Source organism: Cellulomonas denverensis (assembly GCF_012396125.1).
Lineage (GTDB): Bacteria > Actinomycetota > Actinomycetes > Actinomycetales > Cellulomonadaceae > Cellulomonas > Cellulomonas denverensis.
Window position 1 is genome coordinate 298338 of sequence record NZ_JAAXOX010000003.1, and the last position, 16708, is coordinate 315045.

A 16708-nucleotide genomic window follows, 5' to 3' on the forward strand; every position below is an offset into this window, starting at 1 on the left:
TTGGGCGGATTCCGCGCCGCCCTGGCCCGGCCCTGGGTCGGCGGCACCGTCGGCATCGTGCTGCTGATCGCCCTGTGGTGGGCGGGCACGGCCGGGCTGACCAACTCCACCAGCTTCCCGACCCCGGACGCCGTGCTGCGCTCGGTGTTCCGGGACGGCTGGGGCTTCTACCAGGCGAATCTGGTGCCGACCCTGAGCCGGGCGGGGCAGGGCTACCTGTGGGGCAACCTGGCCGCGCTGCTGGTCGCCGCGCTGGTGTTGGTGGTGCCGAAGCTGGAGAGCGTGGTCACCCAGGTCGGTGTGATCAGCTCCTGCCTGCCGCTGACCGCGATCGGGCCGATCATCATGGCGATGTTCGGCGGGCGCGCGTCGGCGATCTTCCTCGGTGCGCTGCTGGTGTTCTTCACCACGCTGGTCGGTGCGCTGCTCGGGATGAAGTCGGCCTCGCGCAGCTCGCTGGACCTGGTGGCCGCCTACGGTGGCGGGCGCTGGACCCAGATCCGCAAGGTGCAGCTGATGTCCGCACTGCCCGCGCTGGCGACGGCGCTGCAGGTCGCGGTGCCCGGTGCGCTGCTCGGCGCGATCGTCGGGGAGTACCTGGGCGGGATCGACTCCGGGATCGGCGTGGCGCTGAACGCGGCGCAGCGCCAGATCATGCCGGACCGGGTGTGGGCGCTGAGCATCCTCACCGGGCTGATCTCGCTGGCCGGCTACGGGCTGGTCGGGCTGCTCGGCCGACTGGCCACCCCCTGGGCGAAGGAGCGGCGCGGATGACCCGCTTCCTGCTCCGCCGGATCGGCACCCTGGCGATCGCGGTGCTGATCGCGCTGGCGATCTGGTCGCTGGTGCTGGTGGTCTTCGACGTGAACCCGCTGATCGCCCGGCAGCCCTGGCAGGTCTTCGACTGGCTGGTCACCGCGCCGGACGCCGCCGAGAACCGGGAGCTGATCTCCGGCAACCTCGCGGTCACCCTGCGGGACGCCGGCTTCGGTTACCTGGTCGGCCTGGTCGCGGCCTTCGTGCTGGCGGTGATCTTCTGCATCTCCCCGGTGGCGGAGCGGATCGTGATGCCGACCGCGATGGTGCTGCGCTCGATCCCGCTGGTGGTGATGACCCCGCTGATCACGCTGATCTTCGGCCGGAACCTGACCGGGGTGACGGTGATCGTGATCATCGTGGTGTTCCTGCCCGCGCTGGCGAACATCCTGTTCGGGCTGCGCTCGGTCACCGGCGAGCACCGCGACCTGGTGCTGGCCTACGGCGGGTCGTCCTGGACCGTGCTGCGGAAGGTCGCGCTCCCCGCCGCGGTCCCGGCCACGCTGGCCTCGGCCCGGGTGTCGGTGCCCTCGGCGGTCACCGGCGCGATGATCGCCGAGTGGCTGTCCACCGGTGAGGGCCTGGGCGGGGCGATCTCCCGCGCCGCGGGCTCCTTCGGCTACGACCAGATGTGGGCCTCGGCGATCACCATCGCCGCGGTGACCATGCTGGCCTACGCGGTGGTGTCGATCGCGGACACCCTGGTGCTGGAGCGGATGGGCCAGCTGTCGTGAACCTGCTGGTGCGCGGCGGGCAGGTGCTGGACGGGACGGGCGCCGCCGCCGTCCGCGCCGACGTGCTGATCGCCGGGGACCGGGTCGCCGCGGTCGGCACCGGGCTGGACGTGCCGGCCGGGACCCGGGTGATCGACGCCGGTGGCCTGCTGGTCACGCCCGGGTTCATCGACCCGCACACCCACTCCGACGTGGTGCCGTTCATGGCCGAGCCGCAGCCGTTCAAGCTGCTGCAGGGGGTCACCACCGAGGTGGTCGGCAACTGTGGGAACTCGGCTGCCCCGCTGGTCGACGACCGGGCGGTGGAGCTGCACCGGCCGATCAGCTCGACGGTGGCGGCCGGGGTGGACGCGGTCTGGAACCAGCCGCGCAGCTTCGCCGGGTACCTGGATGCCGTGGAGCAGCATGGGCCGACCACCCACGTCGCCTCGCTGGTCGGGCACCACACGCTGCGGATCAGTGCGAACGGGATGGAACAGGAGCTGGCGCCGGGCGCGCTGGACCGGATGACCGAGCTGGCCGACCGGGCGTTCGCCGAGGGCGCCTTCGGGCTGTCCACCGGCCTGATCTACGCCCCGGGCGTCTACGCCGACACCGACGAGGTCGCCGCCCTGGCCGCGGTCGCCGCGCGCTGGGGCCGGCCCTACGCCACCCACATGCGCGACGAGGGCGACGGGCTGGCCGACGCGCTGGCCGAGACGCTGGAGGTGGCCCGCCGCACCGGTGTGCGGGTGCAGGTCTCGCACTGCAAGGCGGCCGGCCGGGCGAACCACGGCCGCTCCGCCGAGCTGCTGGCCACCCTGCACGAGGCCCGGTCCCGCGGGATCGAGGTGCTGGGCGACGCCTACCCGTACACCACGGGGGAGAGCTTCCTGACCGCGCTGCTGCCCGCCGCCGCCCAGGTCGGTGGCCGGGACGCGCTGGTCGAGCGGCTGTCCACCCCGGAGGGCCGCCGGGCGCTGGCCGAGCGGGGTGCCGCCGGTGGGCCCGGTTCCGGCTCGTGGTCGCAGACCAGCCCGGACGGGGTGTACGTGTCCATGCACCGGGACACCCGGCTGCTCGGCCGGTCGCTGGCCGAGCTGGGCGGCGACCCCTGGGACACCCTGTGCGACCTGATCGTCGCCGATCCGGGGGCGATGATGGTCTACCGGCTGATGGCCGAGGACGACGTCCGGGCGATCCTGGCCGACCCGCTGATCGCGATCGGCTCGGACAACTCGGTGCCGGTCGGGAACGCCCACCAGCGGGGCTGGGGTTGCTTCCCGACCGTGCTGGGCCGGTACGTGCGCGAGCTCGGCGTGCTGGACTGGCCGGAGGCGATCCGGAAGATGACCTCGCTGCCGGCCCGCGCGCTGGGACTGCCCGGCCGGGGCTACCTCGCGCCCGGTGCGGTGGCCGACCTGGCGGTGATCGACCCGGCGACGGTGGGCCACGACGGCACGGTGCAGCAGCCCTGGCGGCGGCCGACCGGGGTGCGCTGGACCGTGCTGGCCGGTACCCCGGTGGTGGCCGACGGCGAGTTCACCGGCGAGCGGGCCGGCCGGGTGCTGCGCGCGGGGCGGGCCGGATGAGCCTGCCCGAGCTGGTGCTGCACGAGTCGGCGCTGGCGCACAACCTGGCGGTGATGGCCGATTACTGCCGGACCGCCGGGGTGGAGCTCGCGCCGCACGCCAAGACCCACATGTCGCCCGAGCTGGCCGCCCGGCAACTGGCCGCCGGTGCCTGGGGCCTGACCGCCGCGACCCCGGCGCAGCTGCGCACCCTGGCCGGCTGGCGGGTGCCGCGGATCCTGCACGCGAACCTGCTGGTCGACCCGGCCGACATCGACTGGGTGGCGACCGAGCTGCTGGTGCCGGGTGGCCCGGAGTTCCTCACCTACGTCGACTCCGGCGCCGGGCTGGACCTGCTGCGGGACCGGCTGGCGGCGCACCGCCCGGCCCGTCCGCTGCGGCTGCTGCTGGAGCTCGGCTCGCCGGGTGGCCGCACCGGGGTGCGTAACGACGACGACGCCCGGGCCCTGGCCGCCCGGGTGCGCGGCTCGGCGCTGGTGGAGCTGGCCGGGATCGCCGCCTTCGAGGGACTGACCCACGACCCGGCGCCCCGTGCCGCCCTGCTGGCCCGGGTCCGGGCGCTGACCGAGGAGCTGCGCCCGCCGCTGGTCACCGCCGGGGGATCGTCCTACTTCGACGAGGTGGTGGCCGCCCTCGGCGACCTGGACGCGACGCTGGTGCTGCGCTCCGGCTGCTACCTGACCCACGACCACGGCGTCTACCAGCGCACCTCGCCGCTGCGTGACCGGTTCCGCCCCGCCCTGGAGCTGCGCGCCGCGGTGCTGTCCCAGCCGGAGGACGGGCTGGCGATCCTCGGCTTCGGCCGCCGCGAGGCCCCCACCGACGACCGGCTGCCGGTGGTGCTCGGCCACGACGACTGGACCGTCACCGCCGTGAACGACCACCACGCCTTCCTTGCCCTGCCCGCCGGGGTCCGGCTCGCCCCCGGCACCGTGCTCCGGCTCGGCCTCAGCCACCCGTGCGGCGCCTTCGACCGCTGGCGGACGATCCCGGTGCTGGCCGACGACGGCACCCCGCTGTCCACCGTCCACCCCCACCTGTAGGAGAGACTCCCCGCATGACCATCGAGCAGCACCTGGACGGCATCCCGCTGTGGGACGGCGAGCGCCTGCACGGCCCGAGCCGGATCACCTGGTCCGGCGACCGGATCCTGGAGGTGCGCGAGTCGGCGTCGCGGCACCCGGAGCTGGCGGTGATCCCCGGGCTGATCGACACCCACGTCCACCTGGGCTACCCGGCCGGCGAGCCCGCGCGGGACGCCGCCACCTGGCCGCTGATCACCCCGGCCGAGGAGCGGTCGCTGCACCTGGCGGCCAACGCGATCCGGTGCGCCCGGGCCGGGGTGACCACGCTGCGCGACCTGGCCGCCGACTCGATCCAGCTCGCGGTGGGCCGGGCCTTCGACGCCGGGATCCTGACCGGGCCGCGGCTGCTGTCGCACGGGCAGGTCGGGATGACCGCCGGGCATGGCGACCTGTTCGTCCCGCCGCACTACCCGCACCGCCCGCCGACCGCGGACAGCCCGGACGAGTGCCGCAAGCTGGTGCGCACCTGGGCCCGGGCCGGGGCGAGCGGGGTGAAGATCTACACCTCCGGCGGGGTGCTGTCGATGGGGGACAAGGTCGGCTGGCGCAACCAGACCCGCGAGGAGATCGCCACCACCGTCGACGAGGCGCATGCGCTGCAGCTGCTGGTCGCGGCGCACACCCACTCCGCCGAGGGCCTGGACATCGCGCTGGCCGAGGGGGTCGACTCGATCGAGCACGGCACCGCGATCGCCGAGCGGCACCTGCCCGCGCTGGTGGAGCGGAACCTGCCGGTCGCCCCGACCCTGTTGATCAACGACATCATCGCCGAGGCCCGGCGGCCGGTGTCCGCCGAGGCCCAGGCCAAGGCGCGCGAGGTGGTGGCGCTCCGGGACGCGGGCTTCGCCGCCGCCGCACAGGCCGGGGTCAGGTTCGTGCTCGGCACCGACGCCTCCGGGCAGTTCGTGCAGTTCGGCGACCAGATGGAGGAGGTGCGCACGATGGCGTCGATGTTCGGCTGGTCTGCCGAGCGCACCCTCGCCTCGGCGACCTCGGACGCCGCCGACGCGATCGGGCTGGGCGAGGTGACCGGCCGGCTGCGCACCGGCCTGGGCAGCGACTTCGTGCTGCTGCGCGGGCGGCCGTGGGAGGACATCGACGCGCTGCGGGTGGAGAACATCGTGGCGGTGGTCTCCCGCGGGGTGCTGATCGCCGGACAGCTGCCGGACTGAACCCCGGGGCGGGACCTCCGGTGGGCGGTCCCGGGGCCGGGTCGGTGACAATGGGCGGGTGACACCTCGCCGCCTCCGCCGCGGCGCCGCCCTTCCCGCGTCGCTCGCCGTGCTCGCCCTGCTGGCCGCCTGCGGTGGTCCCACCGCCGCGGCGCCGCAGCAGGGTGAGCCCTTCTCGCCGTTGATGCCGAGCCAGGGACGCGGCGATCTCCCGGCCCCGGACGCCGACCTCGGCACGGTCGCACCCGGCCGGTCCGCGACGGCCACCCTGTCCGGCACGGCCTCGGTGGGCTTCGAGGCACCGGGCGAGACCGCCCTGGTCGCCGCGCTGGACTGCTCGGCCTGCACCGGCCCGGTCGAGGTGACCAGCCCGGGCGCCGGCACCACCTGGGGGACCGCCGCCGCCCCGCTGACCGGCCAGTTCCTGGTCGACCTCAGCAACGCCGTGGTGCCGGACCGGGTGCAGGTGTCGGCGGACGGCGACTGGACGCTCACCCTGAGCAGCCCGGAGGACCTGCCGGAGTCCGGTGGACCGCAGAGCGGCACCGGTCCGGTGGTGCTACGGATGGCCGACGAGGGCAAGCACGTCCGGGTGGAGGCGACCTCGGCCGGCACCGGGGACGACATCCACGGCCGGCTGGTGTCGGCCGTCGGCGACGACCCGATGTCCCTGGCGGTCGGGGCGGACGCGGAGCTCGACCAGGTGTACCCGGTGCCGATGCCCGGCCTGGTCGCCCTGGACACCGACGGGTCGTGGACCGTGACGGTGACGCCCTGACCGCGGCGCCGGAGCACGCCCGCCCCCACCGACCCCACTGTGCCCACTGTGCCCGATGTGCCCGCTGTGCCCGCTGTGCCCGTGACGACCCGCCCCGAGGAGCCCGATGACCGACGATCTGTTCGCCGCCCTGCGCTGCGAGCCGGAGATCGCCTCCCCGGACCTGGTCGCGGTGGACGCCTCCGACCGGCTGATCCTGGACGAGGCGGCCGGAGCGCTGGCCGGGGCCGAGGACGGCACGGTGGTGGTGATCGGCGACCGGTACGGGGCGCTGACCCTCGGCGCGGCGGCCCGGCACGGGCTGGACGGTCTGCGCACGCACACCGACCGGCTGACCGGCGAACTCGCACTGGCCGCGAACGCGGACCGGCTGGCGATGACCGGGCGATACCGGGCGCTGGACCTGGTACCGGAGCTGGTCGCCGGGGCCCGGGTGGTGCTGGCACAGCTGCCGCGCTCCCTGGACGCGCTGGACGAGCTGGCCGCCCTGCTCGCCGCGCACGCCGACCCGTCGGTGGTGCTGGTCGCCGGCGGCCGGGACAAGCACATGTCCCGGGCGATGAACGACGTGCTGGCCCGGCACTTCACCACCGTGCACGCCAGCCGGGGACGGCAGAAGTCCCGGGTGCTGCACGCCGCGGGTCCCCGCCCGGGGCGTGGCCGCCTGTGGCCGGTCCGGGTCCGGCACGACGACCTGGGCCTGACCGTGTGCGCACACGGGGCCGCCTTCGCCGGGCCGCGGATCGACATCGGCACCCGGTTCCTGGTCGAGCGGCTGGACGCGGCGATGCCGGAGGCCCGGGTCGCGGTGGACCTGGGCTGCGGCACCGGGGTGCTGGCCTGCGTGCTGGCCCGGCGGGACAACCGGCCGCTGGTGATCGCCACCGACGAGTCCGCCGCCGCAGTCGCCTCCGCCCGGGCCACCGCCGCCGCGAACGACCTGGGCGACCGGGTGCGGGTGCAGCGGGCCCGGGGCACCGACGGCATCGACCCGGGCAGTGCCGACCTGGTGGTGCTCAACCCGCCGTTCCACATCGGCGCGGCGGTGGAGGACGGCATCGCCCGCACCCTGTTCGCCGAGGCCGCCCGGGTGTTGCGCCCGGGCGGGGAGCTGTGGTGCGTGTGGAACTCCGCCCTGCGCTACCGGCCGAGCCTGACCCAGGCGGTCGGGCCGACCCGGCAGATCGCCCGGAACACCAAGTTCACGATCACGGCGTCGGTGTCGGTCCCGCGCTGAGTCCGGCCAGGAAGCCCTGGTAGGCGGGTTTCGCCTGCAACTCGTCGTCGAACAGCAGCGGCGCCTCCAGCGGCCGGTCCCGCGGCCAGGTGCGCAGCCAGGACCGGGTGTCGTACAGCCCCCACACCCCGATGAACTCCGGGTCCCGGGCCACCACGGCGGTGACCAGCTCCCGCACCAGGTCGCCCTGCTCGGCGAGCTGGTCGGCGGTGACCCGGTCCAGGTCCTGGTCCGGGGCGGTCAGGGCGACGTCGAGCTCGGTCACCGCCTGGCGCAGGCCCAGGGCCGCGACCTCGTCCAGGGTGTCGGCGACCCGCTGCACCGACGCCCCGAGCCGCAGGTGCATCTGGTGCCCGACCGCGTCCACCGGCACGCCCTCCGCCCGCAACCCGGTCAGCACCGACACCAGGGCGCGTCGCCGGTCCGGGGCGTCGGTGTCGTAGTCGTTCAGGTACAGCGTCACCCCCGGGCCGAAGGCATCCCGTGCGGTCCGGAACGCCTCGCCCAGGTAGCCGGGGCCGAGCACCTGGTACCAGCGCGAGTGCCGCAGGCCGTCCGGCTGGGCAGGATCCAGCGGCTCGTTCACCACATCCCAGGAGAGCACCGGGTTGTCCGCCCCGTAGCGCTCGGCCAGGTGGTCGGCCACCGCCTGGATGTGGGTGTGCAGGCGCTGGCGGAGCAGTTCCTGGTCGGCGGGGCTGTCGGTCAGCGGACGGCCGTCCGGCGCGGTGAAGAACCAGTCCGGGGTGGAGCGGTGCCAGACCAGGGTGTGGCCGTGCACCCGCAGCCCGTGCTGCACCGCGAAGTCCAGTACCCGGTCCATCGGCCCGAAGTCGAACTCGCCCTCGGCCGGCTGGACCACCGCGGGCTTCATCGCGTTCTCCGCGGTGAGCTGGTCGAAGTGCCGCAGCAGCAGCTCCGCCGGGCGGCCGCTGAGGTCCTGGTCGGCCACCGCGGTGCCGATCGGCAGGTCGGTGGCGCCGGCCAGCGAGGCCAGGCCGGACTGCACCGGCGGTGTCGGCCGGGCGATCCGCACGTCATCCAGGCGCAGATCGGCCAGGGTGTCCGTGGTCTCCAGGTAGAGCCGCCATTCGCCGCCGCCGTCGTCCTCGGGCACGGTGACCTCCCCGGTGAGTGCGGTCCAGCCGTCGGTGCCGACCTCGGCCCGGGCCAGGTGCCAGAACCGCTCGTGCTCGCCGGTGCGCTGCAGGGTCAACTGGGCCTGGCCGTGCCGGTCGGCGCCGGGTTCCGCGCCGCCACCCTGGCCGAGCCGGACCCAGGCGGTCACGGTGTGCGGCTGTCCGGCGGCGATCATGCCGGTGACGTCGACCTGCGCACCGTGCCAGACCTGAGCCCGGCCGGTGATCAGCAGCGACCCACCGCCGGAGTGCGGCACCTCGGCCGAGCGCTCCACCGCGACCCCCTCGCCGAGAGCCGTCCACCCGGCCGCGTCCTGCTCCGGGTCGTCGAAGCCGGTCGCCAGGACGGTGGTCAGGTCGGTGGTGGCCGTGGCCGACGCCGCGGGGTTGGGTGCGGGGGCAGGTTCGCGGAGGACCATGAGCACGGCGACGGCGACGACGGCGGTGGCGAGGGCGGTGCAGACTCCGATCACGGCCGGTCGGCGCACGGGCGGGTCCTCTCGGTCGGCGGGCACGCCCGGACACGATAGGCACGCCCGGGTGCGGCCGTCCTGCGCTGCCCGGGATGACCGAACCGGGACCTTCGCCCTGGCGTGTCGTCCGGTTTGTGGCGCAATGTGGGGGAAAGGACCCTCGGGGAGGTCATGATGGGCAACGCGATGGTGGTCGGATACGACGGATCGACGGAGTCGGCGACCGCGGTGCGCTGGGCCGCTGCCTGGGCCCGGGACCGGCACCGGCCGCTGGAGGTGGTGCACGCCTGGGGCTTCGCCGGGCAGCCGAACGGCGGTGCCGGTGACGGCTGGCTGGGCCGGCAGGTGCTGGACCAGGTCCGTGAGGTGCCCGAGGAGGGCGCCCGGATCGCGGCGGAGGCGGCTCCCGGGCTGGAGGTGACCCCGGTGCTGGACCACGGGTCGCCGGTGGCCGTGCTCGCCGCCCGCGGGGCGCACGCGCCGATGGTGGTACTCGGGCGGCACGGTGCCGGGCAGAGTGCCGGACCGCTGCTCGGTTCGGTCACCTCCGGCGTGCTGCACCAGGCGCCCACCGCGGTGGCGGTGGTGCCCGAGGACGCCACGGCCGGTGGCGCCGGACCGGTGGTGGTCGGCTTCGATGGGTCGCCCGCCTCGTTCATCGCCCTGGAGGAGGGCCGGTCGGCAGCCGAGGCGACCGGGGTGGAGCTGCAGGTGCTGGTCGCCTGGACCCCCACCGCGCAGGGGACGACGCCGACCCTGACCGGGCTGGCTGCGCTGACCGCGGACGGTGCCCGGCAGGCCGCCGAGCAGGTCGCCGGGCGGGCGCGGCGCTGGTGCCAGACCCGGCCCGAGCTGGACACCGCGGTCCGGCTGGTCGAGGGCCGGGCCAAGGACGTGCTGATCCGGCGGTCGGTGGATGCCTCGCTGGTGGTGGTCGGGTCCCGGGGCCGGGGCGGGTTCGTCAGCCTGGTGCTGGGCTCGGTCAGCCGGGCGGTGGTGCACCGCGGGCACAGCCCGGTGCTGGTCACCCGTGATCCGGAGGCGGTGCAGCGGGCGCTGAGCGCGATGGAGCTGCCCGCGCAGCGGGTGGACACCCCGGCGGACGGGGTGCGGGTCCAGCCCTAGGCGGGGGTGCCGCTGCGCGGTGGGGCAGTGCTGGCCCGCTGCACCAGGCGGGTCGGCACGATGATGCGCTGATCGGCGACCACCTCCCGGTCCCGGATCTGGCGCAGCAGCAGGTCCATCAGCTGCCGTCCGATCAGGTGGAAGTCCTGCTGCACGGTGGTCAGCGGCGGCCAGAGGAACTCGGCCAGCGGGATGTCGTCGAAGCCCACCACCGACACGTCCCGCGGCACCCGGAGCCCGGCCTCGGACAGCGCGCGGATCAGGCCGGCGGCCATCTCGTCATTCGCGGCGAACACCGCGGTGATCGCGTCCCGGCGCACCGCCTCGGCGATCCGCTGCCCGTGCTGGTAGCCGGAGCGGGCCGACCAGTCGCCGCGCAGCGGTTCGGGCACCGGGCGGCCGGCGCCGATCAGGTGTGCGCGCCAGGTCTCCACCCGGATCTCGGCCGGGGCGGAGGAGGCGGGTCCGGCCAGGTGGTGCACGGTGTGGTGGCCCAGGTCGAGCAGGTGCTGCACCGCCAGGTGGGTGCCGGTGACCTGATCCGCGCCGACCGCGGGGTGGTGCCCGGCGAACCGGCTGTCGGAGACCACCACCGGCACCCGGGGCGGCAGCACCAGGTTGGTCGGGGTGGCGGTCTCGGCGCGGATGATCACCAGGCCGTCGATCGACTGGTGCGACAGCCGGGCGGCCGCCTCGGTCACCTCGTCCGAGGAGGGGGACTGCACGTCCACCAGGCTGACGGTGTAGCCCTCGGCCCGGGCGGCCTCGACCACCGCCTCGACGGTGCGGGACTCACCGGTGCGGGCCAGTCGGTGGGCGATCATCCCGATGGTGCCGAAGCTGCCGGAGCGCAGGGCCCGGGCGGCGTGGTTGGGCGAGTAGCCGAGTTCGTCCATCGCTGCCAGCACCCGGTCCCGGGTCGCGGGGCGCACGTTGTCGGCGCCGGTGGACACCCGGGAGACGGTCTGGGCGGAGACCCCGGCGAGCCGGGCGACGTCGCCGATCGAAGGGCTGGGCCGGGCGGGGCGGGCGCCACCGGCGGTTCCGTCGGCGGACACAGCGGTCGACATGCGCCGATCGTAACGGTGATGACGTGAACATCGGAGCGGTCCGCGCCGAATGGTGACGTCACCATTTCGTGACCGATCGATCGTTGACGCGGGTTCCGGGCCTGTGGGAGCGTTGCGGCGCATCGGATGTTGACGTCAACATCTGCCCCGAAGGAGTGGCTCCCCGTGACGCAGATCGTCCCACCCGCCCTGGCGGCCACCGCCGTGGCGACCGCTTCACCGCCCGGCCGGCGCCGCCGTGGCCTGGCCCGCCGCTGGACCGGCTGGGGGTTCGTCGGCCCGTTCATGCTGGTGTTCGCGCTGGTGTTCCTGGCGCCGATCGGCTACTCGCTCTACCTCAGTCTGTTCCGCCAGCAGCTGGTCGGCGGCAACGCCTTCGTCGGGCTGGACAACTACAGCCGGGCGCTGGCCGATCCGCTGTTCTGGTCCGCGGTCGGCCGGGTCGCGCTGTTCCTGGTGGTGCAGGTGCCGATCATGCTCGGCATCGCGCTGCTGGTGGCGCTGGCGATCGACTCCGGGCGACTGCACGGCAGCAACTTCTTCCGGATCTCGATCTTCCTGCCCTACGCGGTGCCCGCGGTGGTCGCCACCCTGATGTGGGGCTTCATGTACGGCACCCGGTTCGGCCTGATCGGCAACATCAACGACGCCTTCGGGATCAGCCTGCCGAACCCGCTGTCCCCGGAACTGGTGCTGGCGTCGATCGGCAACATCGTCACCTGGGAGTTCGTCGGCTACAACATGCTGATCTTCTACTCGGCGCTCCGGGTGATCCCGCACAGCCTGTACGAGGCGGCGGAAATCGACGGGGCCGGGCAGTGGCGGATCATCCGCGCGATCAAGCTGCCGGCGATCCGTGGCGCGCTGGTGATCGCGACCATCTTCTCGATCATCGGCTCGTTTCAGCTGTTCAACGAGCCGAGCATCCTGCAGTCGCTGGCGCCGAACGCGATCACCACCTCCTTCACCCCGAACCTCTACGCCTACTCGCTGGGCTTCTCCGGCCAGCAGTACAACTACTCGGCGACCGTCGCGATCATCATGGGCCTGCTCACGATGGCCATCGCCTACGTCGTCCAGCTCCGCGGCATGCGGAAGGAGTCGTGACGATGAGCTCGACCACCCTGCGCACCCCGCGCCGTTCCCGCCCCGCCTACTCCGCCGACCGGCCGCGGCGCAGCCCGCTGCTGACCGTGCTCACCGCGATCGTGCTGATCTACAGCCTGATCCCGCTGGCCTGGCTGGTGATCAATGCCACCAAGACCCAGAACGCGCTCTTCGACTCGTTCGGGCTGTGGTTCAGCGGCGACTTCGCCCTGTTCAGCAACATCGCGGACACCCTGACCTACTCGGACGGCATCTTCGTCCGCTGGCTGGCCAACACGGTGATGTACGTGGTGGCCGGGGCCGGCGGAGCGACCCTGCTGGCCGTGCTCGGCGGCTACGGGCTGGCGAAGTTCCGGTTCCCCGGCAAGCGGGCGGTGTTCGCCATCGTGATCGGCGCGGTGGCGGTGCCCGGCACCGCGCTCGCCGTCCCGACGTTCCTGATGTTCAGCAAGATGGGGATCACCAACACCCCGTGGTCGGTGATCATCCCGTCGCTGATCTCGCCGTTCGGGCTCTACCTGATGTGGACCTTCGCGGCCGAGGCGATCCCGACCGAACTGATGGAGGCCGCCCGGGTGGACGGCGCGGGCGAGGCGCGCACCTTCGCCCGGATCAGCCTGCCGCTGCTGGCCCCCGGCATCGTCACCGTGCTGCTGTTCACGATGGTCGCCACCTGGAACAACTACTTCCTGCCGCTGATCATGCTGAAGAACCCGGATTGGTACCCGCTCACCCTGGGCCTGAACGCCTGGAACGCCCAGGCGGCCACCGCCGGCGGGCAGGCGATCTTCAACCTGGTGATCACCGGCGCCCTGCTCACGATCCTGCCGCTGATCGCGGCCTTCCTGCTGCTGCAGCGCTACTGGCAGTCCGGTCTGGCGGCCGGCTCCGTCAAGGAATGACCCCACCCCGCAGTGCCCCCTGTCTGACAACGATGTGAGAGGACTTGGCATGACTCACCCCACCCGCACCCTGTGGCGCACCGCCGCTGCCGCCGGTGCCCTGGCCCTGACCCTGGCGGCGTGCTCCTCCGGCGGATCCTCCGGTGACTCCACCGGCGACTCCGGCTCCGGCGGCGAGGGCGGCACCCTGACCGTCTGGGCCTGGGACAACACCGTCGAACCGATCGCCGAGCAGTACATGGCGGAGAACCCGGACGTCACCATCGACGTGGTCAACGCCGGCACCGGCAACGACCAGTACACCGCGCTGCAGAACGCGGTCGCTGCCGGCTCCGGCATCCCGGACATCGCCCAGATCGAGTACTACGCGCTGCCCCAGTTCGCGCTCGGCGGGGCACTGGCCGACCTGTCCGACCTGGGCGCCGCCGACCTGGACGGCACTTTCAGCCCCGGGCCGTGGAACGCCGTGCAGAGCGGGGACGGGATCTACGGCCTGCCCGCCGACTCCGGTCCGATGGCGCTGTTCTACAACACCACCGTGTTCGAGAAGTACGGCATCGAGATCCCCACCACCTGGGAGGAGTACGTCGCCGCCGCCCAGGCGCTGCACGCCGCCGACCCGAACGTCTACATCGCCAACGACACCGGGGACGCGGGCTTCACCACCAGCATGATCTGGCAGGCCGGCGGTCAGCCGTACACCGTGGACGGCACCGACGTCACCGTCGACTTCACCGACGAGGGATCGCAGAAGTTCGCCGACCTGTGGCAGCAGCTGATCGACCAGGACCTGCTCGCCCCGATCAGCTCCTGGTCCGACGAGTGGTACCAGGGCCTGGGCAACGGCACCATCGCCACCCTGACCATCGGCGCCTGGATGCCCGGCAACCTGGAGTCCGGTGTCGAGCAGGCCGCCGGGCAGTGGCGGGTCGCCCCGATGCCGCAGTGGGAGGCGGGGGAGTCCGCCACCGCGGAGAACGGCGGCTCCGGCCTGTCGGTGACCGAGGCGGCGCCGGACAAGGAGCTGGCCTACGACTTCCTGCACTACGCGACGGTCGGTGACGGCGTGGCCATCCGGATCGAGCGGGGCGGCTTCCCGGCGACCACCGCCGACCTGGAGTCCGAGGAGTTCCTGAACAAGGAGTTCGACTACTTCGGCGGCCAGAAGATCAACGAGGTGCTCTCGCAGTCGGCGGCCGACGTGGTCGAGGGCTGGCAGTACCTGCCGTACCAGGTCTACGCCAACAGCATCTTCAACGACACCGTCGGCCAGGCCTACGTCTCCGGCACCACCCTGACCGAGGGGCTGGCCGACTGGCAGGAGAAGACCATCAGCTACGGCAACGAGCAGGGCTTCACCGTCGACTGACGCCGGAGTCCACGGGGCCGGCCGCCCGGGGAACGGCGGCCGGCCCCACCCAGCCACACCGAGGAGCGAGAACACCGATGGGCAGCAGGTTCGAGATCGGCGACCGGGACTTCCTGCTGGACGGCGAGCCGTTCCAGGTCATCTCCGGGGCGCTGCACTACTTCCGGGTGCATCCGGACCAGTGGGCGGACCGGATCCGCAAGGCCCGGCTGATGGGCCTGAACACCATCGAGACCTATGTGGCCTGGAACGTCCACGCCCCCCGGCGCGGCGAGTTCGACCTGACCGGTCCCCGCGACCTGGGCCGGTTCCTGGACCTGATCGCCGCCGAGGGGATGTACGCGATCGTCCGGCCCGGCCCGTACATCTGCGCCGAGTGGACCGGGGGCGGGCTGCCCGGCTGGCTGCTGGCCGACCCGGACGTCGGAGTGCGGCGGCACGAACCGCGCTACCTGGCCGCGATCGCCGAGTACTACGCCCAGCACCTGCCGCTGGTCGCCGCACGGCAGATCGACCACGGCGGACCGGTGATCGCGGTCCAGGTGGAGAACGAGTACGGCGCGTACGGCGAGGACGCCGACTACCTGCGCGCCCTGATCGACCTGGTCCGCGGACACGGCATCACCGTCCCGCTGCTCAGCTGCGACCAGGCCGACGACGCGATGCAGCAGCGCGGGTCACTGCCCGAACTGCACCGCACGATCACCTTCGGCTCCCGGGCCACCGAGCGGCTGGCCCTGCTGCGCCGGCACCAGCCGACCGGCCCACTGATGTGCATGGAGTTCTGGAACGGCTGGTTCGACTCCTGGGGCCGGCAGCACCACGTCGCCCCGCCCGGTACCAACGCCCAGGACCTGGACGACCTGCTGGCCCAGGGGGCGTCGGTCAATCTGTACATGTTCCACGGCGGCACCAACTTCGGCTTCACCAACGGGGCGAACGACAAGGGCACCTACCTGCCGATCACCACCAGCTACGACTACGACGCCCCGCTCGCCGAACACGGTGCCCCGACGCCGAAGTTCCACGCGATGCGGGAGGTGATCGCGCGCTACGCCCCGGTGCCGGACGAGCTGCCCGAGCCCGCCCCGCCCGCTCCCGAGCTGACCGTCCCGCTGACCCGGGCGCTGCCGCTGCTGGACGCGCTGGACGCCGGGCTGCTGGGCGACCAGCGGGTCTGGGACCGGCTGCCCACGATGGACGACGCCGCGCAGTGGGAGGGCCTGATCGCCTACCGCACCACCATCACCGCCGAGGACGCCGTGCTCAGCGTCGGCGAGGTCCGGGACCGGGCGCTGGTGCTGTTGGACGGCGAGCCGGTCGGGGTGCTGTCCCGCACCGGCCACGACCGCACGCTGCCGTTGCCGCGCCGGGCCGGGGAGCTCACCGTGCTGGTGGAGGACCAGGGGCGGGTCAACTACGGCCCGAAGATCGGCGAGACCAAGGGGCTGATCGGCGGCGCGCGGACCGCGGTCCGGGAGCTCACCGACTGGCGGACGGTGTCGCTGGAGCTCGACCCGCTCGGGCCGGAGCTGCTCGCCGCCCTGGACCGTGGCGCCGCGCTGCAGCCGGAGACCCCGCTGGCCGGGCCGGTGCTGGTCGCCGGGAGCTTCGACACCGTGGCCGGCGCCGATCACTTCCTGCGCACCGACGGCTGGGGCAAGGGACTGGTCTGGGTGAACGGCTTCCTGCTCGGGCGGTACTGGTCTGCCGGCCCCACCGGCACGCTCTACCTGCCCGGACCGCTGCTGCGCGAGACCGGGAACGAGCTGGTGCTGCTGGAACTGCACGGGGCGGCGGCGCCGCGGGTGGAGTTCGTGGCCGGGCCGGACCTGGGCCCGATCGAGGAGTGACCCCAGCGATCGGGTCCCTCGGGCCTGCTTCCTCCTCGAGAGTGCACGAATGCACGTCTCCGGGGCCGGGAGGCGTGCATTCGTGCACTCTCGGCGCGGCGGGGACGGGTGCGGGTGGCGGGTTCGGGCGAGTTCGGCGGGGTCGGGCGCGGCGGGCGCAGGCCGGGCCGGCTCGGGGGTCGGGTCGGCTCGGGGGGTCGGGTCGGCTTGGGGGGTCGGGCCGGCTTGGGCGGGCCCGGCTGGCTCGGGGGGCCCGGCTGGCTCGGGCGCCTGCCCG

General features: G+C 73.6%; 14 protein-coding genes. 12 read left to right on the forward strand and 2 right to left on the reverse strand.

The annotated features are described in order from the left end of the window. The 7 genes from HGA03_RS08185 to HGA03_RS08215 all read left to right on the forward strand — a co-directional run bounded on the left by HGA03_RS08185 (position 1) and on the right by HGA03_RS08215 (position 7393). Positions 1-774 (forward strand): ABC transporter permease, encoded by a 774-nt coding sequence (locus HGA03_RS08185; protein WP_239073495.1) that lies wholly within the window; start codon positions 1-3, stop codon positions 772-774. After that, positions 771-1550 (forward strand): ABC transporter permease, encoded by a 780-nt coding sequence (locus HGA03_RS08190; RefSeq protein WP_168629759.1) that lies wholly within the window; start codon positions 771-773, stop codon positions 1548-1550. Before HGA03_RS08185 ends, HGA03_RS08190 begins: the two co-directional genes overlap by 4 nt. Beyond that, a complete protein-coding gene (locus HGA03_RS08195) occupies positions 1547-3121 on the forward strand; it encodes an N-acyl-D-amino-acid deacylase family protein (RefSeq protein ID WP_168629760.1) in 1575 nt (524 codons plus the stop codon). Before HGA03_RS08190 ends, HGA03_RS08195 begins: the two co-directional genes overlap by 4 nt. Continuing rightward, a complete protein-coding gene (locus HGA03_RS08200) occupies positions 3118-4164 on the forward strand; it encodes an alanine racemase (RefSeq protein WP_168629761.1) in 1047 nt (348 codons plus the stop codon). Before HGA03_RS08195 ends, HGA03_RS08200 begins: the two co-directional genes overlap by 4 nt. A 14-nt stretch (positions 4165-4178) precedes the next feature. Next, positions 4179-5378 (forward strand): amidohydrolase family protein, encoded by a 1200-nt coding sequence (locus HGA03_RS08205; RefSeq protein WP_168629762.1) that lies wholly within the window; start codon positions 4179-4181, stop codon positions 5376-5378. Positions 5379-5436: 58 nt separating this feature from the next. After that, entirely contained in the window at positions 5437-6156 is a 720-nt protein-coding gene (locus HGA03_RS08210; RefSeq protein ID WP_168629763.1) for a hypothetical protein, read from the forward strand. 106 nt (positions 6157-6262) lie between these two features. Next, positions 6263-7393 (forward strand): class I SAM-dependent methyltransferase, encoded by a 1131-nt coding sequence (locus tag HGA03_RS08215; protein WP_168629764.1) that lies wholly within the window; start codon positions 6263-6265, stop codon positions 7391-7393. Here HGA03_RS08215 and HGA03_RS08220 read toward each other — a convergent pair. Next, on the reverse strand, positions 7365-9047 hold the full coding sequence (locus HGA03_RS08220) for an endo-1,4-beta-xylanase (RefSeq protein WP_168629765.1): 1683 nt from the start codon (positions 9045-9047) through the stop codon (positions 7365-7367). The genes HGA03_RS08215 and HGA03_RS08220 overlap by 29 nt on opposite strands. 132 nt (positions 9048-9179) lie before the next feature. Here HGA03_RS08220 and HGA03_RS08225 point away from each other — a divergent pair, with 132 nt between their 5' ends. Continuing rightward, positions 9180-10130, forward strand: a complete 951-nt coding sequence (locus HGA03_RS08225; protein ID WP_168629766.1) for a universal stress protein — start codon at positions 9180-9182, stop codon at positions 10128-10130. Here the strand turns inward: HGA03_RS08225 and HGA03_RS08230 are convergent. Next, positions 10127-11200 (reverse strand): LacI family DNA-binding transcriptional regulator, encoded by a 1074-nt coding sequence (locus HGA03_RS08230; RefSeq protein WP_168629767.1) that lies wholly within the window; start codon positions 11198-11200, stop codon positions 10127-10129. The two genes, HGA03_RS08225 and HGA03_RS08230, sit on opposite strands and share 4 nt — an antisense overlap. Before the next feature lie 165 nt (positions 11201-11365). Between HGA03_RS08230 and HGA03_RS08235 the strand changes: the two genes are divergently transcribed. The 4 genes from HGA03_RS08235 to HGA03_RS08250 all read left to right on the forward strand — a co-directional run bounded on the left by HGA03_RS08235 (position 11366) and on the right by HGA03_RS08250 (position 16431). After that, complete coding sequence (locus HGA03_RS08235; RefSeq protein ID WP_373307652.1) at positions 11366-12307, forward strand: carbohydrate ABC transporter permease; 942 nt, start codon at positions 11366-11368, stop codon at positions 12305-12307. Between the two features lie 2 nt (positions 12308-12309). Next, the gene (locus tag HGA03_RS08240) at positions 12310-13209 is read left to right on the forward strand and encodes a carbohydrate ABC transporter permease (protein ID WP_168629769.1); all 900 of its coding nucleotides are present in this window, start codon (positions 12310-12312) and stop codon (positions 13207-13209) included. A gap of 49 nt (positions 13210-13258) precedes the next feature. Further along, positions 13259-14578 (forward strand): ABC transporter substrate-binding protein, encoded by a 1320-nt coding sequence (locus HGA03_RS08245; RefSeq protein WP_168629770.1) that lies wholly within the window; start codon positions 13259-13261, stop codon positions 14576-14578. 77 nt (positions 14579-14655) lie between these two features. Continuing rightward, positions 14656-16431: a glycoside hydrolase family 35 protein gene (locus tag HGA03_RS08250; RefSeq protein ID WP_168629771.1), complete on the forward strand. Its 1776-nt coding sequence runs from the start codon at positions 14656-14658 to the stop codon at positions 16429-16431. Positions 16432-16708: the final 277 nt, after the last annotated feature.